The organism is Methylobacter luteus IMV-B-3098 (assembly GCF_000427625.1).
Taxonomy (GTDB): domain Bacteria; phylum Pseudomonadota; class Gammaproteobacteria; order Methylococcales; family Methylomonadaceae; genus Methylobacter; species Methylobacter luteus.
Genome location: NZ_KE386569.1, coordinates 3592782 through 3616995 on the forward strand (window position 1 = coordinate 3592782; position 24214 = coordinate 3616995).

At 51.0% G+C, this 24214-nt stretch carries 27 protein-coding genes; 15 read left to right on the plus strand and 12 right to left on the minus strand.

Going from position 1 to position 24214, the window contains the following annotated elements; translation table 11 throughout:
• Positions 1–42 precede the first annotated feature (42 nt).
• The 6 genes from METLU_RS0119030 to phoU all read left to right on the plus strand — a co-directional run bounded on the left by METLU_RS0119030 (position 43) and on the right by phoU (position 7405).
• Positions 43–558, plus strand: coding sequence for a SixA phosphatase family protein (locus METLU_RS0119030; protein WP_027159614.1), 516 nt, complete (start codon positions 43–45; stop codon positions 556–558).
• A 95-nt stretch (positions 559–653) separates the two neighbouring features.
• Positions 654–1640 (plus strand): PstS family phosphate ABC transporter substrate-binding protein, encoded by a 987-nt coding sequence (locus METLU_RS0119035; RefSeq protein ID WP_027159615.1) that lies wholly within the window; start codon positions 654–656, stop codon positions 1638–1640.
• Between the two features lie 271 nt (positions 1641–1911).
• Complete coding sequence (locus METLU_RS0119040; RefSeq protein WP_036243920.1) at positions 1912–4182, plus strand: ABC transporter permease subunit; 2271 nt, start codon at positions 1912–1914, stop codon at positions 4180–4182.
• A complete protein-coding gene (pstA, locus tag METLU_RS0119045; RefSeq protein ID WP_027159617.1) occupies positions 4179–5834 on the plus strand; it encodes a phosphate ABC transporter permease PstA in 1656 nt (551 codons plus the stop codon). Before METLU_RS0119040 ends, pstA begins: the two co-directional genes overlap by 4 nt.
• Before the next feature lie 6 nt (positions 5835–5840).
• Positions 5841–6674 (plus strand): phosphate ABC transporter ATP-binding protein PstB, encoded by an 834-nt coding sequence (gene pstB / locus METLU_RS0119050; protein ID WP_027159618.1) that lies wholly within the window; start codon positions 5841–5843, stop codon positions 6672–6674.
• 14 nt (positions 6675–6688) lie between these two features.
• A complete protein-coding gene (phoU, locus tag METLU_RS0119055) occupies positions 6689–7405 on the plus strand; it encodes a phosphate signaling complex protein PhoU (protein ID WP_027159619.1) in 717 nt (238 codons plus the stop codon).
• Positions 7406–7485: 80 nt separating this feature from the next.
• On the opposite strand, the gene METLU_RS0119060 is transcribed toward phoU, so the two are convergent.
• Complete coding sequence (locus METLU_RS0119060) at positions 7486–8325, minus strand: outer membrane protein assembly factor BamD (RefSeq protein ID WP_027159620.1); 840 nt, start codon at positions 8323–8325, stop codon at positions 7486–7488.
• A 118-nt stretch (positions 8326–8443) separates the two neighbouring features.
• On the opposite strand from METLU_RS0119060, the gene rluD reads away from it, so the two are divergent.
• From rluD to METLU_RS0119075, 3 genes are read left to right on the plus strand one after another with little or no spacing between them, the layout of a single operon-like run.
• Positions 8444–9388, plus strand: coding sequence for a 23S rRNA pseudouridine(1911/1915/1917) synthase RluD (gene rluD, locus METLU_RS0119065; RefSeq protein WP_027159621.1), 945 nt, complete (start codon positions 8444–8446; stop codon positions 9386–9388).
• Positions 9375–10109, plus strand: a complete 735-nt coding sequence (pgeF, locus tag METLU_RS0119070) for a peptidoglycan editing factor PgeF (RefSeq protein ID WP_027159622.1) — start codon at positions 9375–9377, stop codon at positions 10107–10109. Before rluD ends, pgeF begins: the two co-directional genes overlap by 14 nt.
• A 4-nt stretch (positions 10110–10113) precedes the next feature.
• A complete protein-coding gene (locus METLU_RS0119075; protein ID WP_027159623.1) occupies positions 10114–10935 on the plus strand; it encodes a ZIP family metal transporter in 822 nt (273 codons plus the stop codon).
• Positions 10936–10970: 35 nt separating this feature from the next.
• Here METLU_RS0119075 and METLU_RS0119080 read toward each other — a convergent pair whose 3' ends face one another.
• A complete protein-coding gene (locus METLU_RS0119080) occupies positions 10971–12605 on the minus strand; it encodes an alpha-D-glucose phosphate-specific phosphoglucomutase (protein WP_027159624.1) in 1635 nt (544 codons plus the stop codon).
• A 115-nt stretch (positions 12606–12720) separates the two neighbouring features.
• Between METLU_RS0119080 and METLU_RS0119085 the strand changes: the two genes are divergently transcribed.
• The gene (locus METLU_RS0119085; protein ID WP_407939096.1) at positions 12721–13221 is read left to right on the plus strand and encodes a L,D-transpeptidase family protein; all 501 of its coding nucleotides are present in this window, start codon (positions 12721–12723) and stop codon (positions 13219–13221) included.
• A 123-nt stretch (positions 13222–13344) separates the two neighbouring features.
• Positions 13345–13623, plus strand: a complete 279-nt coding sequence (locus METLU_RS0119090; RefSeq protein WP_027159626.1) for an Lpp/OprI family alanine-zipper lipoprotein — start codon at positions 13345–13347, stop codon at positions 13621–13623.
• A 58-nt stretch (positions 13624–13681) separates the two neighbouring features.
• On the opposite strand, the gene METLU_RS0119095 is transcribed toward METLU_RS0119090, so the two are convergent.
• The gene (locus tag METLU_RS0119095; protein ID WP_036243292.1) at positions 13682–14698 is read right to left on the minus strand and encodes a L,D-transpeptidase family protein; all 1017 of its coding nucleotides are present in this window, start codon (positions 14696–14698) and stop codon (positions 13682–13684) included.
• A gap of 38 nt (positions 14699–14736) precedes the next feature.
• The gene (gene rdgC / locus METLU_RS0119100; RefSeq protein ID WP_027159628.1) at positions 14737–15645 is read right to left on the minus strand and encodes a recombination-associated protein RdgC; all 909 of its coding nucleotides are present in this window, start codon (positions 15643–15645) and stop codon (positions 14737–14739) included.
• 82 nt (positions 15646–15727) lie between these two features.
• Here rdgC and METLU_RS0119105 point away from each other — a divergent pair, with 82 nt between their 5' ends.
• The 3 genes from METLU_RS0119105 to yjgA are packed head-to-tail and all read left to right on the plus strand — an operon-like array spanning position 15728 to position 17051.
• Positions 15728–16243 (plus strand): DNA-deoxyinosine glycosylase, encoded by a 516-nt coding sequence (locus METLU_RS0119105; RefSeq protein WP_027159629.1) that lies wholly within the window; start codon positions 15728–15730, stop codon positions 16241–16243.
• 26 nt (positions 16244–16269) lie between these two features.
• Positions 16270–16458, plus strand: a complete 189-nt coding sequence (locus tag METLU_RS0119110; RefSeq protein WP_027159630.1) for a hypothetical protein — start codon at positions 16270–16272, stop codon at positions 16456–16458.
• 5 nt (positions 16459–16463) lie between these two features.
• Complete coding sequence (yjgA, locus tag METLU_RS0119115) at positions 16464–17051, plus strand: ribosome biogenesis factor YjgA (RefSeq protein WP_027159631.1); 588 nt, start codon at positions 16464–16466, stop codon at positions 17049–17051.
• 4 nt (positions 17052–17055) lie between these two features.
• Here the strand turns inward: yjgA and dinB are convergent, their stop codons facing one another.
• The 8 genes from dinB to lptM all read right to left on the minus strand — a co-directional run bounded on the left by dinB (position 17056) and on the right by lptM (position 23503).
• Positions 17056–18135, minus strand: a complete 1080-nt coding sequence (dinB, locus tag METLU_RS0119120) for a DNA polymerase IV (RefSeq protein ID WP_027159632.1) — start codon at positions 18133–18135, stop codon at positions 17056–17058.
• A 6-nt stretch (positions 18136–18141) separates the two neighbouring features.
• Positions 18142–18456, minus strand: a complete 315-nt coding sequence (locus tag METLU_RS0119125; RefSeq protein ID WP_027159633.1) for a DUF4389 domain-containing protein — start codon at positions 18454–18456, stop codon at positions 18142–18144.
• 11 nt (positions 18457–18467) lie between these two features.
• Positions 18468–19505 carry a DUF2333 family protein gene (locus METLU_RS0119130; RefSeq protein WP_027159634.1) on the minus strand — a complete coding sequence of 346 codons (1038 nt, stop codon included), beginning with the start codon at positions 19503–19505 and terminating at the stop codon, positions 18468–18470.
• Positions 19506–19618: 113 nt separating this feature from the next.
• A complete protein-coding gene (gene xerC, locus METLU_RS0119135) occupies positions 19619–20527 on the minus strand; it encodes a tyrosine recombinase XerC (RefSeq protein WP_027159635.1) in 909 nt (302 codons plus the stop codon).
• Between the two features lie 5 nt (positions 20528–20532).
• Entirely contained in the window at positions 20533–21216 is a 684-nt protein-coding gene (locus METLU_RS0119140) for a DUF484 family protein (protein ID WP_027159636.1), read from the minus strand.
• Positions 21213–22040 (minus strand): diaminopimelate epimerase, encoded by an 828-nt coding sequence (dapF, locus tag METLU_RS0119145; protein WP_027159637.1) that lies wholly within the window; start codon positions 22038–22040, stop codon positions 21213–21215. The genes METLU_RS0119140 and dapF overlap by 4 nt, the downstream gene beginning before the upstream one ends.
• A gap of 55 nt (positions 22041–22095) precedes the next feature.
• Positions 22096–23343, minus strand: a complete 1248-nt coding sequence (lysA, locus tag METLU_RS0119150; RefSeq protein WP_027159638.1) for a diaminopimelate decarboxylase — start codon at positions 23341–23343, stop codon at positions 22096–22098.
• A gap of 1 nt (position 23344) precedes the next feature.
• Positions 23345–23503: an LPS translocon maturation chaperone LptM gene (gene lptM / locus METLU_RS29220; protein ID WP_407939097.1), complete on the minus strand. Its 159-nt coding sequence runs from the start codon at positions 23501–23503 to the stop codon at positions 23345–23347.
• A 564-nt stretch (positions 23504–24067) separates the two neighbouring features.
• Between lptM and METLU_RS28090 the strand changes: the two genes are divergently transcribed.
• The gene (locus tag METLU_RS28090; protein ID WP_155920635.1) at positions 24068–24208 is read left to right on the plus strand and encodes a hypothetical protein; all 141 of its coding nucleotides are present in this window, start codon (positions 24068–24070) and stop codon (positions 24206–24208) included.
• The last annotated feature ends 6 nt before the right edge of the window (positions 24209–24214 follow it).

The following is a 24214-nucleotide window of genomic DNA, read 5'->3' on the forward strand; positions in this document are numbered from 1 at the left end:
TTTAATGACAGACCGCCATTCAGCTGCAACAACAGGTTGGGTATGAACAGAGAATTATGGCTGCTTCGGCATGCAAAATCGGACTGGCATCTCAATGTCGATGATTTTGAGCGACCGTTAAACAGAAGAGGAAAACGCGCAGCCCGGCAGATGGGTGTCTGGATGAAGCAGCATCAGCTGGTGCCTGATTTTGTAGTCAGTTCGCCTGCGTCAAGGGCTTGTGAGACGGCGGAAATGATCTGTGCGGCATTAGGCTTGGCGACTCAGGTCATTCATCGGGACAAGCGTTTGTATGAGCAAGGTCTGGCCGGTTTGAAAGCCGCGCTGGCCGAATGTCCGGTTCAGGCAGAGCGGATTCTGCTGATCGGCCATAACCCGGCGCTGGAAGCGTTATTGATTGACTTGGCAGGCAATGTAGCGATGCCTGATAAAGATAAGCTATTGCCGACAGCAGCTTTGGCGAGGTTGATTATATTTTGTGAGTGGAATAGCCTGAAGGCCGGATGCGCGGAACTGCTGTCTATTACTTATGCCAGGAATTTACACGACGCTTGTTAATCGCAGTAAAGTAGAGAAAAATGAGTGTTGTCATATTGCTGTCATCTATGGCTTGCATAATAGTCTCAAGTTAGTTACTTCAGTAAAGGCAGGTTATGAAATTATTCTTAAATGCAAAGCGATTAGTTACAGCCATGGGGTTCGTTTCCGCCTCACTGGCCGGCAGTCATGTGTTTGCTGCACAGACTGTTGATGCGGCGATTCCCGGCTATCAAAAAGCCAGCGGTATTTCCGGTAATCTGTCCAGCGTCGGCTCCGATACGCTGGCAAATCTGATGACGCTGTGGGCCGAGGAATTCAACCGCAATTATCCGAATGTCAACATTCAGATTCAGGCGGCAGGTTCTTCCACCGCGCCTCCTGCCTTAACTGAAGGCACGTCAAATATCGGCCCCATGAGCCGTAAAATGAAGGATGACGAGATCGATGCGTTTGAAAGCAAATTCGGCTACAAGCCTACCGCTGTGCCTGTGGCTATCGATGCCTTGGCAATTTTTGTCAATAAGGACAACCCGATTAAAGGACTGACGCTGGCCCAGGCCGATGCGATTTTTTCGGCAACGCGCAAATGCGGTTACGAAAAAGACATTACTACCTGGGGCGAAGCGGGACTTACCGGCGCCTGGCAGGGTAAAAGCATTCAGTTATACGGACGTAACTCGGTTTCCGGTACTTACGGCTTTTTTAAAGAAGAAACTTTGTGCAAAGGCGACTTCAAGGACAACGTCAATGAACAACCCGGTTCCGCTTCAGTGGTTCAGGCAGTGACGACATCAGTGAACGGCATCGGCTATTCCGGTATGGGTTATAGCACATCAGGCGTCAGAACAGTGCCGCTGGCAAAAGCAGTAAACCAGCCTTTTATTGACGCGACACCGGAAAATACACTGTCTGGCAAATATCCTTTAGCGCGTTACCTGTATGTTTACGTCAATAAAAAACCCAACCAGCCGCTGGCGCCATTAGAGAACGAGTTTCTTAAGATGGTATTATCGAAAGAAGGTCAGCAGGCTGTCGTGAAAGACGGCTATATCCCGTTGCCCGCCAAAGCGGTTGAAAAAGCGCTGGCTTCCATTAAGTAACGGTACAGATTATGGAGTAGTTGTGAAAAGGGCTTTAATTGTTGTGCAGGGATGCATAAACAAGGATGTTAAGCTGGATTAATGCTTGCTTCTCCTCCTCATGATAATAGAGGTTAATCCGGACAAAAAAGCGGCTGAGATTTTCTAAATGAATCTCGGCCTTTTTTTGTTTGTATCTCATTGTCTTAATAATTTACAAAATATTGGCATGTTTGAAACCAATTTAACTTATCAATCTGCGGATACAAAAAATAATACCGGCAGTCAATCTATGGATACAAATAATATCGGCAGTCAGTCTGCGGGTATAAAAAACGATGCCGGCAGATATTACCCTCAATTGCGACTGATAAAAGACCATCTGGCCCGTTATGGCGTCATGATAGGCGGTCTGGGCGTCATCGTCGCTATCGTATTGATTTTCTTCTTTTTGCTGTATTCGGTTTTTCCTTTATTTGTGCCCGCGACAGCGGAATCAGTTGCACACTATGACGCGCCCGAAAAAAAACTGGGCAGCACCGTGCTGCTGGCGATGGAAGAGCAAAATGAAATGGCTGCCCGATTCACCGATAGTGGACAGGTTGTATTTTTTGAAGCAGCGACAGGCAGAACGGTAGACGTAAAAACGGTCCTGATACCGGCAGGCGCGCATATCAGCAGTTTTGCACAGGGCAGTCCGGCCGAGGGCGTGGTCATTTATGGCTTGTCCGATGGTCGCGCGATCGTCGTAAAATCCCAATACCAGGCGTCTTATACGAATGACAAGCGGGTCATTACGCCATCCCTGACCTATCCATTGGGCGAAGCGCCACTGGTGGTGGACGACACTGGCGCGGCTCTGGAAAAAATCGCTGTTAAAACCGATGGCACAAACACGATTGTGGCCAAAACTGCGGACAAGGTCCGCCTGGTCAGCTTTGAGAAAAAGGAGTCCTTATTTGATGAAGAGGCAGGACTGGAGCGTACCGATGCCGTTCTGGACATGCCGGCATTTAACCTGACCGACATTATTATCGATAAGGAACAACGCAATCTGTATCTGGTCAGCAGCGACGGCCGCTTGAGTTTTTTTGATATCAGCAATAAAAGCGCCCCGGTTATCCGCCAACATCAGAATGTGGTGGCGGCGGGCGAAAAAATTACCAGTATCGCCTTTCTAAACGGCGATCTGTCGCTGCTGGTTGGCGATTCCAGCGGACTGGTGTCGCAATGGAGTCAGGTCAGGGACGAGTTGAATCGGCCAGCCCTGCGGAAGATCAGATCATTCAAGGTTTCCGACAGCCCTGTCATTGACATCCACGCCGAGCAGCGCCGTAAAGGTTTTATGACACTGGATGCCGACGGTGTCGTCGGTATCTATCATTCAACCGCTGAAAGAGAGCTGATTAAAGAGCCAGTCGGTGAGCCGGGCTCTGTCGCGGCAACATTATCGCCTAAAGCCAATGCGTTCTTAGTGCAATCCGGCGATAACACGCTGCATTTCTGGCGTGTTGAAAACGAGCATCCTGAAGTTTCGATGAAGGTGCTTTGGCAGGAAGTCTGGTACGAAAGTTATCCGAAGCCCAGCTATATCTGGCAGTCTTCTTCGGCAAGCAATGATTTCGAGCCTAAATACAGCCTGGTGCCCCTGGTGTTCGGCACCTTGAAGGCGGCATTTTATTCGATGCTGTTTGCCGTGCCTTTGTCGCTGATGGGGGCCATCTATACGGCCTACTTTATGGCGCCGGGCATGCGCCGCTATGTAAAACCGAGCATCGAAATGATGGGCGCGCTGCCGACCGTTATTCTGGGCTTTCTGGCCGGCCTCTGGCTGGCGCCGTTTATTGAAACGCATCTGGCCGGTTTGTTTTCATTGTTCATGATCGTGCCTCTGGCCGTGATGCTATTTGCCTTTCTCTGGCAAAACCTGCCTGAAGACGTGCGGCACAAAGTGCCGGAAGGCTGGGATGCGGCATTGTTGATACCGATCATTTTACTAAGCGCCTGGTTTGCTTTTGCGGTCAGCGTTCCGCTGGAATCAGCGTTGTTCAATGGTAGTCTGCGCGATTGGTTTAAAGCCGAGCTGGGTATTGGCTATGATCAGCGCAACGCCCTGGTGGTCGGTGTAGCGATGGGCTTTGCCGTGATCCCGACGATTTATTCGATTGCTGAGGACGCTATTTTCAGTGTCCCGAAACATTTAACGGTCGGCTCGCTGGCATTGGGTGCCACGCCCTGGCAGACCATGACTAAAGTCGTGCTGTTGACAGCCAGCCCGGGGATTTTCTCGGCAATCATGATCGGGCTGGGCCGGGCCGTCGGCGAGACGATGATTGTATTGATGGCGACGGGCAATACGCCGGTTATGGATTTAAGCGTCTTTCAAGGCATGCGCACCTTATCGGCCAATATTGCCGTTGAAATGCCGGAAGCCGAAGTTGAAAGTACGCACTATCGGGTGCTGTTTTTGGCAGCACTGGTATTATTTCTGTTCACCTTTATTGTTAACACGCTGGCCGAAGTCATCCGTCAGCGCCTACGCGAAAAATACAGTTCATTATGATCAAACAATGGTTTAAAAGCGGTTCGCCGTGGGTATGGCTCAACGCGGCGGCGGTCAGTATCTGTCTTATCTTTGTCGTCGGCTTACTGGCTTTGGTGACTTTGAAAGGGGCCGGGCATTTCTGGCCGTCCGATGTCGCCGAAATCGTTTATCAGGAAGAGGGTGGGCAGCCCGAGACTGTGGTTGGCGAGATAGCCAATACCAGCATCACCGGGGCCGCCATGGCAAAAGCGGCCGGCTATGAGATGGCCGATAATGAAGACACGCTGGTGCAATATCTGATCAAAATTGGAAACCGGGATGTGCTCGGCGCCGATTTTCGCTGGATACAGGAACGCAATATCCAGAGCCAGCAGTTTCCAGTTGATATTATGGTTTTGGAACGCCGGGAGTGGGGCAATTTTTATGGTTATCTGGTCGCCGTTAAAGAGAGCGGCAATACGATAGCTGTGGGCGAGCAGGCCCTGCCTGCTGCATTGGAAAGAATAGATGCGGCTTCGGCTATCTTTGACGAGATAACACGGATTGAGAAAAAAGAAATCGGCGCGGTCAACTATGGTCTGGAGCGTTTAAGGCTTAAACAGAAACGTCTCCAACTGGATGGACAATGGAATCAGGAGGCGGAACAGCAGATAGCGGCTGAAAAAGCCGAATATGATGCCGACTACAAACGCTATCAGGATCAATTGGCTGAGCTGTATCGGCAAATCAGGCGCGACAGTCTGGTGGCAAAGATTGCAAGCGGCAACGAGCTTGAGATACCGTTGGCTAAAATAGTTAGGCTGTATCAGCCTAACGCTATGAGTATAGGCGATAAAATAGTTCACTATGGACGCAAGCTCATCGAGTTTTTAACGGACAGCCCGCGCGAAGCTAATACTGAAGGTGGTATTTTTCCGGCGATTTTCGGGACGATCATGATGGTGATCATTATGTCGATTATCGTGACGCCATTTGGCGTGATTGCCGCTGTGTATTTACGCGAATACGCCAAGCAGGGCTTTACGACACGGCTGATCAGAATCGCTGTAAACAATCTGGCTGGCGTGCCTTCGGTGGTTTATGGCGTATTCGGTTTGGGCTTTTTTGTCTATATCTTAGGCGGCAATATCGACCGGCTGTTTTATCCTGAAGCAGCGCCCGCGCCGGTTTTCGGCACGCCGGGACTGCTGTGGGCCTCGATCACGCTGGCCTTGCTGACGCTGCCGGTGGTAATCGTTTCTACCGAAGAAGGACTGGCGCGTATCCCCAAGTCGATACGCGAAGGCAGTCTGGCATTGGGCGCTACCAAAGTGGAAACACTATGGCGCACGGTATTGCCGATGGCGAGTCCGGCTATGATGACCGGCCTGATCCTGGCGGTCGCGCGGGCGGCTGGGGAAGTGGCTCCGCTGATGCTGGTCGGAGTCGTCAAGCTGGCGCCGTCATTGCCACTGGACGGCAATTTCCCGTTTTTGCATTTGGACAGAAAATTTATGCATTTGGGATTTCATATTTATGATGTCGGCTTCCAAAGCCCGAACGTGGAGGCGGCAAGGCCTCTGGTTTACGCCACATCATTGCTGCTGGTCATAGTCATAGTCGGGCTTAATTTGGCGGCGGTTAGAATCAGAAATCATCTGCGCGAAAAATACCGAGCATTAGAAGGTTAATAAAGAATGGCAACAGAAAACGTAAGAACGCATGCAATCGATATGGATTCCATTTTACGAGGTCAGGCAAAACCGCGAAGCCAGCAGGAAACCTGTATCAAAATAGAGAACTTGAAGCTGTTCTATGGCGATAAACAGGCTCTGCACGGCATCAATATGGAAATGCCCAGGAAAAGGGTCACCGCTTATATCGGGCCCAGCGGTTGCGGTAAATCAACGCTGCTGCGCTGCATTAACCGCATGAACGATCTGGTCGACAATGTCCGAATCGAAGGCAAAATCCTGCTCGAAAATGAAGACATCTATAATAAATCGGTGAATGTGGCCGCTTTGCGCAGACGCGTGGGCATGGTGTTTCAAAAACCCAATCCTTTCCCCAAGTCCATCTTTGAAAATGTCGCGTATGGGCTCAGAATTCAGGGCATCAACGACAAGCGCACCCTGGATGAAACGGTCGAGAATGCCTTGCGCGGCGCGGCCATCTGGGATGAGGTAAAAGACCGCCTGAATGATAATGCCTTGGGATTGTCGGGCGGACAGCAGCAACGACTGGTTATTGCCCGGGCCATTGCCATTGAGCCTGAAGTGTTGTTGCTGGATGAGCCCGCATCGGCCCTGGATCCCATTTCAACTTTGAAAATTGAAGAGTTGATCAATGAGCTGAAGGAAAAATACACCATTGTCATTGTGACGCACAATATGCAACAGGCGGCGCGCGTTTCAGACTATACGGCTTTCATGTACATGGGCGAACTGATCGAGATGGGACATACCAGTGAGTTATTTACCAATCCCAAAAAGAAACAGACAGAAGATTACATTACCGGACGGTATGGTTAAACCGGGAGAGAACCATGGATAACAGCAAAATTGGGCAGCATATTTCGGGACAGTTCAACAAGGAACTGGAAGACATCCGCAATAATGTATTAACGATGGGCGGACTGGTTGAGCAGCAGATAGAGAAGGCGGTTGAAGCTTTCATGACCGGCGATATGGAAATGGCCGAACTGGTTATCAAACAGGATAATCAGGTCGACGCGCTGGAAATGCTCATTGATCAGGAATGCATGCAGATTCTGGCGCTGAGGCAGCCGGCCGCATTCGATCTACGGTTGCTGATCACCGTCATTAAAACCATTAACGAGCTTGAAAGAGTCGGCGACATGGCCGAGCGAATTGCTGAAATGGCGATACGTTTATCTGATACTGACGGCAACAAGCATGAGCAATATTATGAACTGCAGCATATGGCCGATCTGGTCAGGGACATGCTGCATGGCGCTTTGGATGCATTCGCCAGGATGAGCATAGAGAATGTGACGGCCATTACCGGACGCGATGAAGATGTCGACCGTGAATATGGCAGCATTATCCGGCAACTGATCACGCGCATGATGGAAGACCCGAGAAATATCACGCGCACGCTGGATGTGCTGTGGACAGCCAGAGCGCTTGAAAGAATCGGCGATCATTCGGTCAACATCTGCGAGAACGTCATCTATATGGTCAAAGGCGAGGACGTGCGGCATATGACCCAGGCCGAGCTTGAGAAGAAGATAAAAGGTTAGGTGTTAAAAAAGGCGGGATATCGTTGGATACCCGCCTTTTTTAGAACAGCCGGTTGACGCATCGGATGCCAGTTTTGGCGTTACTCTTCCAAACCGATAAAATCCCAGATTTTGTGCGATAAGGTAGAGCTTTTATGCTCGGGCACAGGCGGGCCATCCGGGTAGTTCAATTCGTAAATTCTGTCCGCATCCGCGGCAAGATCTGTCATCTGAAGGGCCGCATAGGCTTCCTGCAAAATTTGTAGCGCATAGGGAACGGCAGGCGTGCGCTGGTACTTCTCCACAACATAAGTCGCTCTGTTGACGGCGGCAATGTAAGCCTTGCGCTTCATGTAAAAGCGCGCAACATGGACTTCATGCATGGCCAGGTTGTTGTTAAGCGCAATCATGCGCTGTTTGGCATCAGGCACGTATTTGCTTTCCGGGAATCTGCGCAGCAGTTCGGCGAAATTATCATAGGCATCGCGAGCACTGCTTGTATCGCGCTGTGATGTATCGGTCGGCAGGAAACGATCAATAAAGCCAATGCCGCGATTGTAATTAACCAGGCCTTTTAAATAATACGCATAATCAACGCCGGGACTCCTGGGGTTGGTTTTGATAAACCGGTCGGCGGCGGCGATTGCTGCTTCAGGATCATCACCTTTGAAATAAGCATAAGCCAGATCCAATTGGGTTTGCGCAGCCTCTTCTCCAAACGGATAGCGTGACTCCAGCGCTTCATAGAGTTTGATCGCCTTTTCATAATTGCCGTTGTCTACAGCTGCTTTAGCTTCCGTGCGAAACTTCTCGGCATTCCAGTCCGCGTATTCGTCTGTTGTATCGGAGTCGCCAGACGTGAATTCTTTAAGCGTCTCGCAGCCGCCAATAGACAGGCTTAAACAGCAGATGAATAAAAATTTTATTAAAATTAATCGCATAGTGCTAACGACACGTTGTAATATTAGAAGTTTTCTCGCAGGATATAGCCGCAGCGCTTGAAATGGCCATATAACCGGCGAGTATAACTTAACATCGAGTTAATCAGAAGAATTTGTTATGACAAGATTAACGGCAGAAGTGCCTTTAGAATTAGCCGGTATGCGTTTGGATCAGGTGCTTGCGGAATTGTTTGCCGATTATTCGCGCAGCAAATTGCAAACCTGGATCAAATCGGGTCGCGTACAGGTCAACGGCTTAACACTTAAGCCGAAAGACAAGCTGGAAGGCGGTGAGGAAATAACGCTGGATGCCGAGCCGGAAGTGGTTATTACCTGTGAGCCCGAAGAAATTCCTTTGGATATCATTTACGAAGACGAAAGCTTGCTGATCGTCAATAAGCCGGCCGGACTGGTTGTACATCCGGCTGTCGGGAACTGGAACGGTACCTTGCTGAATGCCTTGCTGCATCATGAACCGAATCTGGAGACCTTGCCGCGAGCCGGCATCATCCATCGCATCGACAAGGAAACCAGCGGACTGCTGATGATCGCCAAGACGCTGCAGGCGCATAATAGTCTGGCTCAGCAACTGCAGGAGCGCGAAATTACGCGCGAGTATCTGGCTATTGCGCGCGGCCGCATGACGGCGGGCGGCACGGTCGATGAGCCGATCGGCAGGCATCCAACCGATCGCAAGCGCTATGCGGTCAAGGACTCCGGCAAGTTTGCCGTGACTCATTACCGCGTCATTCAGCGATTTACCGGCCACACACTGATTCGGGTCAAGCTCGAAACCGGCCGTACGCATCAGATTCGCGTGCACATGGCGCATATCCGCTACCCGCTGGTCGGCGATCAGGTTTACGGCGGGCGCTTCCAAATGCCGCCTCACTGCAGCGAGCGCCTGGAACAGGAATTGCGCAACTTCAAGCGCCAGGCGCTGCATGCGGCAAAATTGGGATTGCGTCATCCGGTTACCGATGAATATCTGGAATGGGAGCAACCCTTGCCCGAAGACATGGTCAGTTTGCTTGAAGCGTTGGCTGAAAATGAACAGCAATAAACATTGGCTTGAACCGGACTGGCCCGCGCCCGGCCACGTGCATGCGGCGACGACTTTGCGCACCGGCGGCGTCAGTAGCGGCGGTTTTGCCAGTTTAAATCCGGCCACGCATGTCGGCGATAATGTCGAAGCGGTCAGGCAGAATCGGCAGATTATCAAAGCCATGCTGGGACTGCCTGCCGAGCCTGTCTGGCTGGAGCAAATCCACAGCAACAAAGCCATCGATGCGGCGAAATCACAATCGCTGGAGCAGGCCGATGCAAGCTATGCCGATAAGCCGGGGGTTGTCTGCGCGGTGCTGACGGCCGACTGTTTGCCGCTGCTGGTCTGCAATACGGGAGGCAACCGGATCGCGGCCATTCATGCCGGCTGGCGGGGCCTGCTGTCCGGCGTGATCGGCAACACGGTGGCGGCAATGGGCAATCAGGATCTGCTGGTCTGGCTGGGGCCTGCGATCGGGCCCGCGTGTTTTGAGGTCGGCGCCGAAGTGCGAGAGGCTTTCATTGAAAAATCAGCAGAGTTCGCAACGGCTTTTAAAGAGTGCGGCAACGGCAAATGGCTGGCCGATATTTATCAGCTGGCGCGCGTGGATTTGGCCTCTCTTGGCATAGACCGAATTTATGGCGGTCATTTCTGTACCGTCACAGACCATGACCGTTTTTATTCTTATCGCCGGGATAAAGAGACAGGACGCATGGCGACATTAATCTGGAGAGACTGAAGTAGTGAGTTTATTGGTATTTATTGTTATTTTTACCGCCATAGGTGGTCTTTTAAGCGTTATGGCTGCCGCAGTCTTTCTATTAATGCCGGATAAGCGCAGGGAAGCGGTTCTGCCGCACGGGATCAGCTTTGCCACTGGCGCGCTGTTAGCCGTCGCCTTCTGGGGTTTGATTCCTCATGCGTTCGAAAATGTCAGGCCGGAGCAGATCCAGCCCTTGTCCGGGACTATTCTGGCCGGCGTGCTCGGTTTTTTCGTTCTGGAGAAACTGCTGATCTGGCGCCATTGCCATTACGGCGGCGGCTGTGAAGCGCACGGCGATGAAGAGGCGCACGATCATGTGCATGCGCACAGTCATGGTCACGGCAAGTCTGCCGGGGCATTGATCATTCTGGGCGACAGCATCCACAATTTTGTTGACGGCGTCCTGATCGCGGCTGCGTTTTTAACCGACGTAAAACTGGGCATCGTAACCAGTCTGGCGGTCGCCGCGCACGAGATTCCGCAGGAAGTCGGCGATTTCGCGATTTTATTGCAGAGCGGCTATAGTAAAGGCAAGGCGCTGTTCTATAACATTCTGGCCAGTTTGACAACGGTCGTGGGCGGCGTGCTGGCTTATTTCAGTCTGGAAGATTTACATGACAGTCTGCCGTATTTTCTGGCGCTGGCGGCTTCAAGCTTTATCTATATTGCCGTCGCCGACTTGATACCGTCGCTGCACAAGAAAACCGACATGAAAGCGTCCTTGCAACAGATTGCCCTGATTCTGGCGGGTGTGCTGCTGGTTTGCCTCATGCACGGTATCGCCCATGGTGTTGAGGTATAGGCGCAGGGATCAAGCCCTGCACCTTGAGCTTGCTGTCAGGTAATGACAGTCGGTTCGGTTCGACCGGTACGCTTTTTAACTTCGCACAATTGTTCGGCGAGATCGATCAGATCGGCCAGCGCAACTTGCGCATCCTGATCGTGCTTGTCGGCATTGATCTCGAACCGTTCCAGGTAGATTCTCAGCGTGGCGCCGACCGTGCCGGTGCCCGACAGGCGGAACACAATCCTCGAGCCGTTCTCAAAGCCGATGCGTATGCCCTGGTTGCTGCTGATGCTGTCGTCTATCGGATCCTGATAGCTGAATTCATCGGCAAATTTGACGACGTATTCGCCGAATGATTGACCTGCCAGTGTCGGCAGTTGGGATCTGAGGTGTTCGATAATGCCGCTGGCTATATTGCTCGCCACGGCTTCGTAGTCGTGGCGGCTGTAGATATCGCGGCCAAATTTCTGCCAGTGATCATGCACAATATCGGCAACCGGTTGACGTTTCCTGGCGATCAGGTTCAGCCAGAACAGCACGGCCCATAATCCGTCTTTTTCGCGAACATGATTGGAGCCGGTGCCGAAACTTTCTTCGCCGCAGATCGTGATTTTGTCTGCATCGAGCAGGTTGCCGAAAAATTTCCAGCCGGTCGGTGTTTCATAGCACGGAATGTTATATTTGGCCGCGACGCGGTCGACGGCCTGGCTGGTCGGCATCGAGCGTGCGACGCCGCTCAAGCCTTTGGCATAGGCCGGGATCAAATGTGCATTGGCCGCCATAATGGCGAGGCTGTCGCTGGGCGTAACGAAGATATGGTCGCCCATGATCATATTGCGGTCGCCATCGCCATCGGAAGCCGCGCCAAAAGTTGGTGCGGCAGGGCTGAACATTTGCGCGGCCAGTTCCTGCGCGTGGGCCAGGTTAGGATCAGGATGATGGCCGCCGAAGTCCTCGAGCGGTTCGGCATTAATGACTGAACCTGGCTGCGCGCCCAGCATGTCTTCCAGTATTCTTTTGGCATACGGGCCGGTAATGGCATGCATGGCATCGAAGCACAAACTGATATAGCCGGAACTGATGCTCTGCTTCAGCAGCGGGAAATCGAAAATCGACTGCATCAGTTGGGCATAATCGGTCACCGGATCAACAATCGTGATTTTAATATCGCCGATCTGCTGCGTGCCGACGCTGTCCAGGTCTACGTCGGCCATGACTGCGATTTTGTAATTGTCGATAGATCGGCTGCGTTCATAAAATGCACTCGTGTATTTTTCCGACGCGGGCCCGCCATTGTCGGCATTGTATTTAATGCCGAAGTCTTCATCAGGGCCACCCGGGTTATGGCTGGCTGAGAGGATCAGACCGCCGAAGGCCCTGTTTTTTCTGATCAGATGCGATGCCGCCGGTGTGGACAATAAACCGCCCTGGCCGATAATCAGCTCTCCAAAACTATTGGCAGCCGCTATTTTAATGATGATTTGTAGGGCAGTTCGATTAAAATATCGGCCATCACCACCCAGTACGAGCTTTTTGTCGGCAAAGCCATCCAGGGAATCAAAGATGGACTGGACAAAATTTTCCAGATAGCCAGGTTGCTGAAATGTTTTTACTTTTTTTCGAAGTCCGGATGTACCCGGATTCTGGTCGTTATAGGGATGGGTGGTGATCGTTTCTATTTGCATATTTGTGCCTTAATGCGACAATTATCCTGATGAGCTAAAGTACGTGAAACCTTTATTCTAGTGTAGATTATTTATGTGGCGAATTTATTTATTACTATGTTGTAGTTGTTATGCTATGGCTGTATCCGCTGCTGAGGATATATGGCTGCTGGTAGATACGAGCGCGCTAAAGATTGAAGTAAAGAAAGGCGAGAAGACGCTTGATATTTTAGAGGGTATTGCTATCGGTCAGGGTGGGGCCGGATTCAAACACCATCGGGGAGATAATATTACACCTTTCGGTGATTACAGGATCGGCTGGGTCGGTGAGCAAAGCTCCTTTAAAAAATTTTTTGGTTTAACCTATCCTTCCTCGGAAGATGCTCAGAAAGCGCTAGAACAAGGATTGATAAACCGTATCACCTATGACAGTATTATATACGCTCACAAGCACCATCAAGTGCCTCCGCAGAATACGCCATTAGGTGGGCGAATAGGCATCCATGGTTTAGGCCGGGCTGATGAAAAAATCCATAAAATGATGAATTGGACGCATGGCTGTATCGCTCTGACCAATAGTCAGATTGATCATTTAAGTCAATGGATAGATAAGGGAACAATCGTCAGAATAAAATAACCAATAGATAATGGAATAATAATCAGAATAAAATAAAACTGGAAAGAAATTTAAAAACAGTGCAGAATTATATTCTGGAAGTACTCTTTATGTAGTAATAACTTTGAAATAAGGAAAAATAATATGAAAAAAGTAATAAAATTATCAATGATCGCTATGGCTGCTACTCTGGTTGTTGGTTGCGCCAGCACTTCAGATATCGATAACCTGCAATCACAAATTGATGGTTTGAATTCTAAGGTTTCTCAAGCTTCAGCTGATGCTGCTAGCGCACAACGCGCGGCTGCTGATGCGGCTGCAAAAGCTGCTGATGCAGAACAAGCTGCTAACCGTGCTGCTCAATACGCTCAAGACACTAACAGCAAACTGGATCGTATGTTCAAAAAATCAATGATGAAATAATTCATCATTTTTTAATGCGTAGAGAAGAGCCCACTGGGATAATTCCAGCGGGCTTTTTTTATGGAATTGAAAGAACTGCCGGGTCGGCTTGAGTCATGGCCGGGCGTTTATAAATAGCGACAGGAATGCCGTTATGCATTTGCAAAGCCTCTTTCAATGCCTCACCATCAAGGACAGGCATTTGATGGTTGTTAGCGTGTTGAATCAGTTTTAGCGCCATCTTCAGGCGTGCCAGGTATTTTTTTTCTGTCTGTTTGGGAATAGTGCCATGTTCGTCTTCAGCTTCGGTTTCGGCCAGGGCCGGATGAACTTCTATATACAGCGTGTCCTGATGCCAGCCGACCTTAACCGGCTGATTGACAATATGGACTGGCGTACCTATTTCTATTTCCGGAAATAATTCTTCAATATCTTCAGGATACATGCGGATGCAGCCATGACTGACCCTCATGCCGACACCATAGGGTTTGTTGGTGCCGTGGATCAGATAACCCGGTACGCCGAGGTACATCGCGAACAGCCCGAGAGGATTGTCGGGCCCGGCAGGAATGATCTGCGGCAGAATATCACCGTTGGTTGCATGTTCAGCTCTGATTGATGCGGGTGGTATCCAGACCGGATTTTCAGTTTTGCGGACAATGGTTGTTCGTCCTAATGGCGTTCGCCAGTCGACCCGACCAATGCTGTGCGGAAAGGTTTTAACGATCCCCTTCTCGCCTTCCGCATGCCTGGGAAAATAATACATACGGTATTCGGGTAGGTTCAGCGTCAGTCCTTTTCTGGGGGTGTCGGGCAGCAGGCGCAGATTGGACAATCGGACCCGAGTGCCTTCGCCCGGCAGCCATCTGTCCACGCCCGGGTTGAGCAGCAGGATTTCGATTTGTCCCACATCGTAATTCCGGGCGATATCGAGTAATGTGTCTTCATGCTTGGCTGTGGTGTAAAGCTTACTGGCCATCTGGTCGCCGATCAAACTGTCGCCCGGGTTGTCAGGCAGTTCATAAGTTGTGGCTGAAGCAGGTAGGTTGGATATCAGCAATAGCAATACGACCAGTCTGCGGATAAAAGTTAACATAACATGTCTCTTTAGAAGTAGGCTGGTCGTTAGATAGATCATGTTTTATTTTCTCCGCCGAATAATTCCATGAGACGGGGTAAAAAGTTCGCCAGTTCCAATGACATAATCGAAAAGTCCACATCGAATTGTTCGGCTTCATCGTGGGTTTCGATATCGGCGACCTGATCCTGGATCAAATCAAGAAAGCGCAGGCGTTTAATGGCCAGATGCTCGTCAATAATGAAGGAAAGTCGATCATCCCAGCTGATGGCCAGTTTAATAGCTTCCTTGCCGGTATCGAGATGATTTTTGATTTCCGGCAACGCCAGATCATGGCGTTTGCAGCGGATGATGCCGCCTTCCTCTTCGGGCGAGCGCAGTTCGCATTCATCTTCAATTGTGATATCGGCCGGTGTTTGATGGTTAATCAGCCATTGAGTCATCGTAACAACCGGTTTTTCTACCGTATTGGGCGGCACAGCCGGCAATGAACCCAGGCATTTGCGCAGATTGCTGAGCAGATCCTCGGCTTTTTTTGCGGAAGCGGCATCAACGACCAGCCAGCTGCCTTTCGGATCGATATAGGCGTAAGTTTTGCGCGAAAAGCTGAAAGCCTTGGGCAACAGCTCAAATATCAGCTCATCCTTAATAGCGGTGCGTTCCTTTTTGGACAGTTTTCGGCCCTGCTGGTCTTCCGCTTCCAGGATCTTTTCCTGAAGCATTTCATTGATGACGGCGGCCGGCAGCACTTTTTCCTCTTTTTTCCCGCACAACATCATAAAACCGTTCGCACTGTGCACCAGTTGTGCTGACGTATTGCCCAAAGGAGCGGTCCAGCCGAAAGTGAATTCCTCATGATTGCCGCAAGGGCGAAATGCCATTTGCTCAAGTTTTTGCTCCAGTTCAGCTGGAGATAAAGTGAAATCTTCGGTGAGACGAAAAATGCTAAGATTTTTAAACCACATGGCGTAACTGATACTCTATAAAATTAACGAGTGCGTATTATCGCAAAATTGCAGAGCTAAAATTAAAATTTATAGAATGAGTATGGCGGACATTGAAGGATTCCCTCCGATTGTTTCCGGGGAAGCGCAGGTATTGATACTGGGCTCCATGCCCAGCGAGGTTTCATTGCTTAAGCAGCAGTATTATGGTCATCCCGGCAACGCATTCTGGCCTATCATGGGCGCATTGTTTGGCGCGTTTCCTAACCTTAGCTATGAACGCCGTAGGGCCGTTCTGCTGGAGAACAAGGTAGCGGTCTGGGATGTGCTGCAAAGCTGCCAGCGGCACGGCAGCCTGGATTCGAATATAGCGTGGGCATCGATAAGAACCAATGATTTTGTCAGCTTCTTTGCCGAGTATAAATTTATCAGACGCGTGTTCTTCAATGGCGGCATGGCTGAAAAGGTGTATAAAAAACATATTCTGCCAGGCTTGGATCAACGTTTTGCCTATCTTGAATATCAGCGTTTGCCGTCAACAAGTCCGGCCCATGCCTCGCTGAATTTAGCGCAAAAAATAGAAGCATGGAAAGTGATTAGACAGCCTGTGGTAAAGTAGGCGTCATTTATTACGGCGAGACAAATATGGAAGCATTTTCAACCTGGGAAAGTCTATTATTGGGTGCCATGGTGCTGCTGATTATTTTCTGGATGCGGCCCGGGATCAAGGCATCACTCGAGCAAAGCAGAAAAGCTTCGCCGGACTGGATGGCAGTGCTGGTGCCTTTGGGTTTTGTCGTGCTGTTTGTGATTTTTTTAATGGTAGTGGTTTAGATCAGATGAGCGAAGAAGAATACGAATACGAGGATGAATACAGCGATGATGACGAGGAGGTGGAGTATTACGCGGTCCGCCCCAATAAGACGCAGCAAAAGCGCGATATGGCCGCTCTTTTCGCCTTGGGCGAAGAACTGTCGGGCTTGTCTGAAACGCAATTAAAAACCTTTGAGCTGCCTGAAAATATCCATAAAGCCATCGTCCAGGTCGCTGGCATGCCGCCCAGGGGCGCGAGAAAACGGCAGCTGAAATTTATCGCCGGCCAATTGCATAAAATCGATATAGAGCCTATTCAGGAAAAGCTGGCGCGCATCAAGAGCAAAAGCGCGCATGCTGTCAGAGAGCATCATATCGTTGAACGTTGGCGGGACAGGTTAATCACGGAAGGCAACGAGGCGTTGACCGAATTGCTCGATGAGCAGCCTCAGGCGGATCGGCAGCAGTTAAGGCAATTGATCCGCAATGCCCAGAAGGAAGCGGCAGCGGGCAAGCCGTCCAAGTCTTCGCGTTTGCTATACCGTTATCTCAAAGAAGTGTTTGATTTCGAAGAGGATGAATCGGTTGATGATGAGCCGGAGTCGGATGAATAGCGGCTCAGTTAAACAGGTCCATCTGCTGGAAGTGCTTCAGCCTGGACTGGTTTTCCAGCGATGACAGCGTAACCCCGAGCAGTCGTACTTTACGCGCGCCAACATCGGTATTGCGTAATAGATCTTCCAGGATTGCAAGCGTGCTCGATGTGGTTGTCACCGCATGGGGCAGGGTCCGGCTGCGCGTAATCTGGACAAAATCGTGATATTTTATTTTGATGGTTAAGGTATAGGCGGTCAGCCGTTTCTCGGCGACTTTTTCCAAGGCTTTTTCCAGCAGATTGTGCAGTTGCTCAATGACCTCCTGCCTGGCTTTAATATCCCGCTGAAACGTTGTCTCCACGCCCACCGACTTGCTGATTCTATGGCTGTTGACGGGCCTGTCATCAATGCCTCGGCAGATATTGTAATAATGGTGGGCCGATTTGCCGAAATGCTGCTGCAGAGTCTCTAGAGAAAAATTTCTTAAATCCTTGCCGTTTTGTATGCCCAAAGCTTGCATTTTCTGCGCTGTCGCTTTGCCTATGCCGTGGAATTTATCGATAGTGAGCTGTTCGACAAAGCGCGCGCCCTGTTCCGGCATGATGAGATAAAGCCCATCCGGTTTGTCCATGTCCGAAGCAATTTTGGCGAGGAATTTGTTGTAAGAAATACCGGCCGAGGCAATCAGCTCGGTTTCATGTTTAATTGCGGCCTTGATGGCTTTGGCTATGCGCGTAGCCGAACCTTGGTACAATTGAACATTGCTGACGTCCAGATAGGCTTCATCAAGCGACAGCGGTTCGACCAGTTCGGTGTATCCGGTAAATATTTTGCGAATGGTTTGAGACGCTTCCCGGTAGGCTTCGAAACGGGGTTTTACGAAAATCGCCTGCGGGCATAAGCGGTAAGCCTGCGATGATGGCATGGCCGAATGGATGCCATACTGCCTGGCTTCATAACTGCACGTTGCAACGACGCCTCGCGAGTCAGGCGCGCCGCCGACGATCAGCGGCTTGTTGCGGTATTTGGGAAAATCGCGTTGCTCGATAGCCGCAAAGAAAGCATCCATATCTATATGAATGATTTTGCGGACAGGATCCATGGCGGATTATTTTTTTGAGTTCCTCGGCTCGGGCAGGTTCAGCTCTTCAGTCATTTGCCAGTCCGAGAAAGGGAAAGGCAGCGTATCGGTATTGAAAGTCAGAAACAGCAGGATATGGTAGGTGTAAGCCGAAAGGCTGCGTCCGAAATTGAGGACGTTGCTGTTGACTTTTCCGGTCAACAGCATCGATGCAACTTGCAGCAGAATAATCGCCCACAGCAGCATTCGGACCAGGCTGATGATGGCGGCAAAAATCAGCATAAAGAAAATCCGTTTCCAGGTGCCGAGCTTTTTCAGATTCTCATTGATTTGCTCTTGCATGGCCAACCTTCTTAACCCCGGTTCATGATGTCGCGCAAATCCAGCGCCGCTGCATTGGCCCGGGCGATATAGGTCGCCATGGACAACGAGTAATTCGCGAACAGACCATAGCCGCCGCCATTTAAAACCATCGGGCTCAGAATCGGAGCCAGTGCGTTTTCCAAAGACTTGATCATAATATCGACCGTGTTCATGGCGCGTTTATCCAGCAGAATATCATGGAAATCGTGCTTGATGGCCCGGAGGATATGCAGTAAGGCCCAGCTGGCGCCACGAGCTTCGTAGAAGACGTTATCGATCTCCAGCCATGGGGTCTGGGCGATTATCGGCACGGTTTTGGCTTCACGGGATTCGAGCGTAGCGCCCGGTTCAAGGACTGCCATGCCGGGTATGATTTCCGCGCCGGCCGTGCTGGCGCTCAGGCGCGTGGACAAGCCGCCCAGGCGTTTGATCACAACCTCCACGTATTGCCACAGGTTGTCGGCTCTGGAATAAAACTGCGCACGTTTCACAGGACCACCGTATTTTTGCAGGCGTAACATATATTTATGCAGCGCCTCGATACCCTTTTCATATTCCGCCTCTGTTGACGGCAAAGCCCATGAGTTGTGTTCGTAGTAAAAATAAGGTTCTGCAACGGCCAGATCCGCATCTTCGGCGGATTGTGACTGATCCCGGGCAAAATGGTTTCTTAATGCCGATGAGGCATCGCGCAGCATGACCAGTGCGCCAAATTCCCAACTGGAAATGTTGTCCAATAATACGCCGGGAGGCGCAACGTCATTGGTGATATAGCCGCCGGGCTTATGCAGCAGGACTTCAGCGATATGGGCCAGCGTATTGGCGTAGGTATAGCCCAGAGGCATTTCAGTGGTATTGGTTTCCTTGGCCCTTATCATTGCCTCTTCTTGTACATTGAACTGATCCGGTTCACTTCCCCACCAGGCGCCCAGGATGAAAAGAACAACCAGTACGACCAGGACTAAAACCCCAAAGCCCCAGAGTATTCCTTTAGATTTTATATCTTGCAGTGTATCGCTTGCCGCCATTTTCAGGTGTCCCGTAAAGAAGAGTGTCTGCCTAATAAAACAGATCGCTTTGTATACTAAAATTAGCCCACATGGTAGCAGATTTTTTATATCTTTGCTGACCAAGCAGCGGTCTACTCTGATTTTTTTTTGGCTCTTGGATGGGCTTTATCATAGACTTCAGCGAGGTGCTGGAAATCCAGATGCGTATAGATCTGTGTCGTACTGATATTGCTGTGTCCGAGCAGTTCCTGCACAGCTCTGAGGTCCTGGCTGGATTCGAGCAAATGGCTGGCGAAAGAATGTCTGAGCATGTGCGGATGCAAGTGTTCGGCGATGCCTTTTTTCTGGCACCACTGCTCCAGTCTTAATTGAACGCTACGCTGGCCCAGTCTCGTGCCACGGCTGGAAACAAATAAGGCCGGTTCGGCGGCGGCAGTCATTTTTAGACGCTGAGTCAGCCATTTCTCCAAGGCGTCCACGGCCTTGCCGCCCATAGGCAGCAGTCTCGATTTTCCGCCTTTACCGGCACGCACAATCAGCGAGCGATCAGGCAAATCAATATCGGTCAGGTTCAGAGCCGTCATTTCGCTCAGGCGCAGGCCGGAGGAATAGAAAAGTTCAAACATGGCCACATCGCGCATCTCCAGTATCGAACTGGTTCCCGCTTCCAGCAAGCCGCTAATCTGGTCTACGTCCAGTGTTTTAGGCAGCTTTCTGCTTTGTTTGGGGGCTTTGACATATTGGGCCGGATTATTGTCGGCCAGACGGTTTTTCAATAGGAAATTGTAAAAGCTGCGGATTGCCGACAGTTCGCGTTGCAGGCTTTTACTGCTGATGCCCCGGCGGTGCCGGCTGGCGATATGGGCACGGATATCGCTTTGCTTGAGGTCAATCCAGCGGTCGATAGCTTTATCCGTGCAATAGCGGATCAGGTGTCTGATATCCCGCTGATAACTTTTTATCGTGTGTTCGGACGCTCGCACCTCAACTTTGAGCTGGTCGAAAAAAGCCGTTAACGCATGCTCGGCATCGGCATGCATACTCATCAGGCGGCAAGCAGCGAAATCAGCCGGGTGCCGATGATTTCGCTCATTTGGGTCAGAAACAGATTCCCCATGCTGTAATGAAACCGGCCTTCTTCCCGGCTGCCAATGGCCACAATACCCTCGAGTTCGGTAAAGATCATGGGAATGATAGCGCAGGATTTGACGTCCAGCGCAGCATCGCCGAACAGCACTTTGGCCTGCGCCAATGTCGGGCGTCCGCATTTAGGCTGGCTGGCGGCCAGTTCTTTTGTGAATGGCTTCAGATCCGCGCTGCCCGGCGCGATGAACAGATTGGCAATCGACGCGTCCGGATTGTGTTTGATAATGCGAATGGCGACAAAATCGGTCAGAAAGTAGTCGGATAAGACCATCTCAAGATTGGCGATGGCTTCCTCCAGCGTGGACGCATCCAGCAAGGCCAGAGTAAGTTTGTGCATGCGATTGATGGACGTATCGTTGTCCCTGGCGATCGCAATGAGCGCCGTGAGCTGGTTTTCCTGTTCCTGATGCCTGTTTCTGAATAGCTCCAGCTGCTTTGAAATCAGCGATACGGCATTGCCGCAGGGGTGCGGAATGCGCATTTTTTCCAGCAGATGCAGGTGTTCACTAAAGAATTCCGGATGTCGCTGCAGATATTCTTCAACCTGCGCCGCAGTCAGTTCCGATGTTTGCTGTAAGCTCATAACGCTAGCGTTCCATCGAAAACGGAGACAGCCGGCCCTGTCATGAACACCGGCTCGCCGCGACCGGACCAGCTTATTTTCAGCTCGCCGCCGGGCAGTTCGACAAAAACCTCATGATCCAGCAGGTTGTGCTCGATGCCGATCACCACGGCGGCACAGGCGCCGCTGCCGCAGGCCAGGGTTTCGCCGGCGCCGCGCTCGAAAACGCGCAGCCTGATATGCTGGCGGTCAACCACCTGCATAAAACCGATATTGGCGCGTTCCGGAAACACAGGGTGGCGTTCCAGTTCACTGCCTAATTCTGCCACCGGCGCGGTTTTAACGTCATTGACCTGCAGAACGGCGTGCGGATTGCCCATAGAGGCCGCGCCAAACGCTCTCTCCGTATCGTTTACCGCCACGGTGTAATACTTGGACTCCTCCTCGGCAAGCATGGGGATCTCGTCGGGCGCGTGCCGAGGTATACCCATGTTGACCGTCACCAGGTCATCTTCATCAAGATGCAGCAGCAACTGCCCCGAATTGGTGTCGACGCGTATTTCGTCCTTATCGGTCAGCTGTTTGTCGCGGACGAAACGGGCAAAGCAGCGTGCGCCGTTGCCGCACTGAGCGACTTCGCTGCCGTCGGCGTTAAAAATCCGGTACTTGAAGTCGGCATTGTCGCTGACCGGTTTTTCGACCAGAAGCAATTGGTCGAAGCCGATGCCGAAATGCCGGTCGGACAGTTGTCTGATTTGCTCGGCGGTTAAGGCGACATGTTGGTTGATAGCGTCAATGACCACAAAGTCATTGCCGAGACCGTGCATTTTAGTGAAGTTGATCATTTACGTGCTTGTCAAGGGATAGAGTGAAAATGAGTTGGTTTCCGGCGCCGATGGCTCAAGGCAGCAACTGCTCCCCGGTCCAAAGCTGGGCAATCGTTTCCCTTGCCCTGATCAAGTGCAGATTGCTTCCGTCGACCATCAGTTCGGCTACACGCGGCCTGGAATTGTAATTTGAGCTCATGGAAAAGCCGTAAGCGCCCGATGACCGTATGGCCAATAAATCGCCCTGGGCAATTTTGAGCATGCGCTCCTTTCCCAGGAAGTCGCCCGTTTCACAGACCGGACCGACGATATCCCAGCGCATCTCTGGCGCCTGGCTTTGCCTTTTGACCGGAATGATGTCCTGCCAGGCGCTGTATAAAGAGGGACGCACCAGATCGTTCATGGCCGCATCGACAATGGCAAAATTCTTGTGGGCCGTCGGCTTGAGGTATTCAACCTGGGTAACCAGAATGCCCGCATTGCCGACAATAGCGCGGCCTGGTTCCAGCAGGATTTCAAAGTCGCTGACGCCCAGATGCTCCAGCACGGCTCCGATATAATCGGCCGGCTCGGGAGGTTGCTCGTCTTTATAGCGGATGCCGAGCCCTCCGCCCAGATCCAGATGATGCAGAGCGATGCCTTCGGCCTTGAGGGTTGACACCAGATTCAGCACGCGATCCAGCGCATCAAGGAAAGGCCGGGTTTCGATCAGTTGCGAGCCAATATGGCAGTCTATGCCGATCACGTTAATATGAGGCAGCGCGGCGGCACGGCGGTATTCGCTCAAGGCCTGCTCAATGTCGATGCCGAATTTGTTCTCTTTCAGACCGGTCGAGATATAAGGATGGGTTTTGGCGTCGACGTCGGGATTGACCCGGAAAGAGACCGGCGCAATAACGCCCAGTTGTCCGGCCAGCCGGTTAATCCGGTCCAGCTCGTCGCTGACCTCAATATTAAAACAGCGTATGCCGATTTTCAGCGCGGCCAGAATTTCGTCTTCGCGTTTGCCGACGCCCGAGAACACGATTTTTTGGGGATCGCCGCCAGCGGCAAGGACGCGCTCCATTTCGCCCAGTGAGACAATGTCAAAGCCTGATCCCAGGCGTGCCAGCAAATTAAGAATGGCAATACTGGAGTTGGCTTTGACGGCATAGCAGATCAGATGCGCCTGATCGCCAAAGGCTCGGTCAAAGGCATGCCAGTGCCTTTCCAGTGTGGCTCTGGAATAAATGTAACAAGGACTGCCATATTTATAGACGATGTCCTGTACAGACACATCTTCGGCGAACAGTTCGTCGTTTCGATAATTAAAATAATCCATTTTATTCGTCTTTATCCGGTTCTACGTGAATAGGCGCAGGTTGGCCTGGCAGGTAAAGCGGTCCCGGCTGCCCGCAGCCTGCGGCAACTGAACTTAGCAGTAATAATAGTAGTAATTTATAGTTTTTCATGAGGCATTGATAAAAATAGTCGGCAACCATGTGATGCTAAGGACGCATGGTTAAAAACAACTCACATAATAAGCCGAATTATAATAAAAGACATACAGCTTTATAGATTTGTCCAATTGTGGCCTATAGCAAATACCGGCAGGGCGTGGGGCGGCGGTTGAAGTTATTGGAAACCCCGATTTTAACTGAAAGCCTATGCCTGTGGAACTTTCTTTACCTAAAAAACAATCCCTGAATTGGGCTTGGAATGAATTCGGGCAAGGTCGCCAAAGGCAAGATCCTATTCCCGTAGCGCCTCATAGGAGACCAGTGCCTGAACAATCCCGCCGGCGGACAGCAGGCGCTCTGACTTTGCTCATTTTTTCCGGGATCGACAAGGCTCTGCCGCGGTAGAGGCGGCGATGATTCAGGTAAGCCCAAGAAAGAATTGGAATTGTGACCGATGAGACAAGCTCATGCCTTGCCTGACAGAGGCGCGTTTATCGCTTGCCAAGGCAAAGCCGATCTGGCTTTCGGATTCAATAAGCGGTGCGGATCTATTGCATCCTTGCCATATAATGATCGTTAGCGCTGCACGCTTCCCGCATGTGCGCTATGATCCGGCCAGGACAAATCAATTTTGTCACCGGCGAAGAAAGCCAGACCATCTTCGCTCATTTAAAAAGGACGGCCCAGACGTTATTGACGCCTGATGTGGCCAAACGGCGTCAATGGCTGCTGAAAGCCTGTCTTTGAACAACA

Coding starts and splice junctions, on each gene's coding strand:
- METLU_RS0119030 (WP_027159614.1), top strand. CDS start 43: ATGAACAGAGAATTATGGCTGCTTCGGCATGCAAAATCGGACTGGCAT.
- METLU_RS0119035 (WP_027159615.1), top strand. CDS start 654: ATGAAATTATTCTTAAATGCAAAGCGATTAGTTACAGCCATGGGGTTC.
- METLU_RS0119040 (WP_036243920.1), top strand. CDS start 1,912: ATGGATACAAATAATATCGGCAGTCAGTCTGCGGGTATAAAAAACGAT.
- pstA (WP_027159617.1), top strand. CDS start 4,179: ATGATCAAACAATGGTTTAAAAGCGGTTCGCCGTGGGTATGGCTCAAC.
- pstB (WP_027159618.1), top strand. CDS start 5,841: ATGGCAACAGAAAACGTAAGAACGCATGCAATCGATATGGATTCCATT.
- phoU (WP_027159619.1), top strand. CDS start 6,689: ATGGATAACAGCAAAATTGGGCAGCATATTTCGGGACAGTTCAACAAG.
- METLU_RS0119060 (WP_027159620.1), bottom strand. CDS start 8,325: ATGCGATTAATTTTAATAAAATTTTTATTCATCTGCTGTTTAAGCCTG.
- rluD (WP_027159621.1), top strand. CDS start 8,444: ATGACAAGATTAACGGCAGAAGTGCCTTTAGAATTAGCCGGTATGCGT.
- pgeF (WP_027159622.1), top strand. CDS start 9,375: ATGAACAGCAATAAACATTGGCTTGAACCGGACTGGCCCGCGCCCGGC.
- METLU_RS0119080 (WP_027159624.1), bottom strand. CDS start 12,605: ATGCAAATAGAAACGATCACCACCCATCCCTATAACGACCAGAATCCG.
- METLU_RS0119085 (WP_407939096.1), top strand. CDS start 12,721: ATGGCTGTATCCGCTGCTGAGGATATATGGCTGCTGGTAGATACGAGC.
- METLU_RS0119090 (WP_027159626.1), top strand. CDS start 13,345: ATGAAAAAAGTAATAAAATTATCAATGATCGCTATGGCTGCTACTCTG.
- METLU_RS0119095 (WP_036243292.1), bottom strand. CDS start 14,698: ATGTTAACTTTTATCCGCAGACTGGTCGTATTGCTATTGCTGATATCC.
- rdgC (WP_027159628.1), bottom strand. CDS start 15,645: ATGTGGTTTAAAAATCTTAGCATTTTTCGTCTCACCGAAGATTTCACT.
- METLU_RS0119105 (WP_027159629.1), top strand. CDS start 15,728: ATGGCGGACATTGAAGGATTCCCTCCGATTGTTTCCGGGGAAGCGCAG.
- METLU_RS0119110 (WP_027159630.1), top strand. CDS start 16,270: ATGGAAGCATTTTCAACCTGGGAAAGTCTATTATTGGGTGCCATGGTG.
- yjgA (WP_027159631.1), top strand. CDS start 16,464: ATGAGCGAAGAAGAATACGAATACGAGGATGAATACAGCGATGATGAC.
- dinB (WP_027159632.1), bottom strand. CDS start 18,135: ATGGATCCTGTCCGCAAAATCATTCATATAGATATGGATGCTTTCTTT.
- METLU_RS0119125 (WP_027159633.1), bottom strand. CDS start 18,456: ATGCAAGAGCAAATCAATGAGAATCTGAAAAAGCTCGGCACCTGGAAA.
- METLU_RS0119130 (WP_027159634.1), bottom strand. CDS start 19,505: ATGGCGGCAAGCGATACACTGCAAGATATAAAATCTAAAGGAATACTC.
- xerC (WP_027159635.1), bottom strand. CDS start 20,527: ATGCATGCCGATGCCGAGCATGCGTTAACGGCTTTTTTCGACCAGCTC.
- METLU_RS0119140 (WP_027159636.1), bottom strand. CDS start 21,216: ATGAGCTTACAGCAAACATCGGAACTGACTGCGGCGCAGGTTGAAGAA.
- dapF (WP_027159637.1), bottom strand. CDS start 22,040: ATGATCAACTTCACTAAAATGCACGGTCTCGGCAATGACTTTGTGGTC.
- lysA (WP_027159638.1), bottom strand. CDS start 23,343: ATGGATTATTTTAATTATCGAAACGACGAACTGTTCGCCGAAGATGTG.
- lptM (WP_407939097.1), bottom strand. CDS start 23,503: ATGGTTGCCGACTATTTTTATCAATGCCTCATGAAAAACTATAAATTA.
- METLU_RS28090 (WP_155920635.1), top strand. CDS start 24,068: ATGATCCGGCCAGGACAAATCAATTTTGTCACCGGCGAAGAAAGCCAG.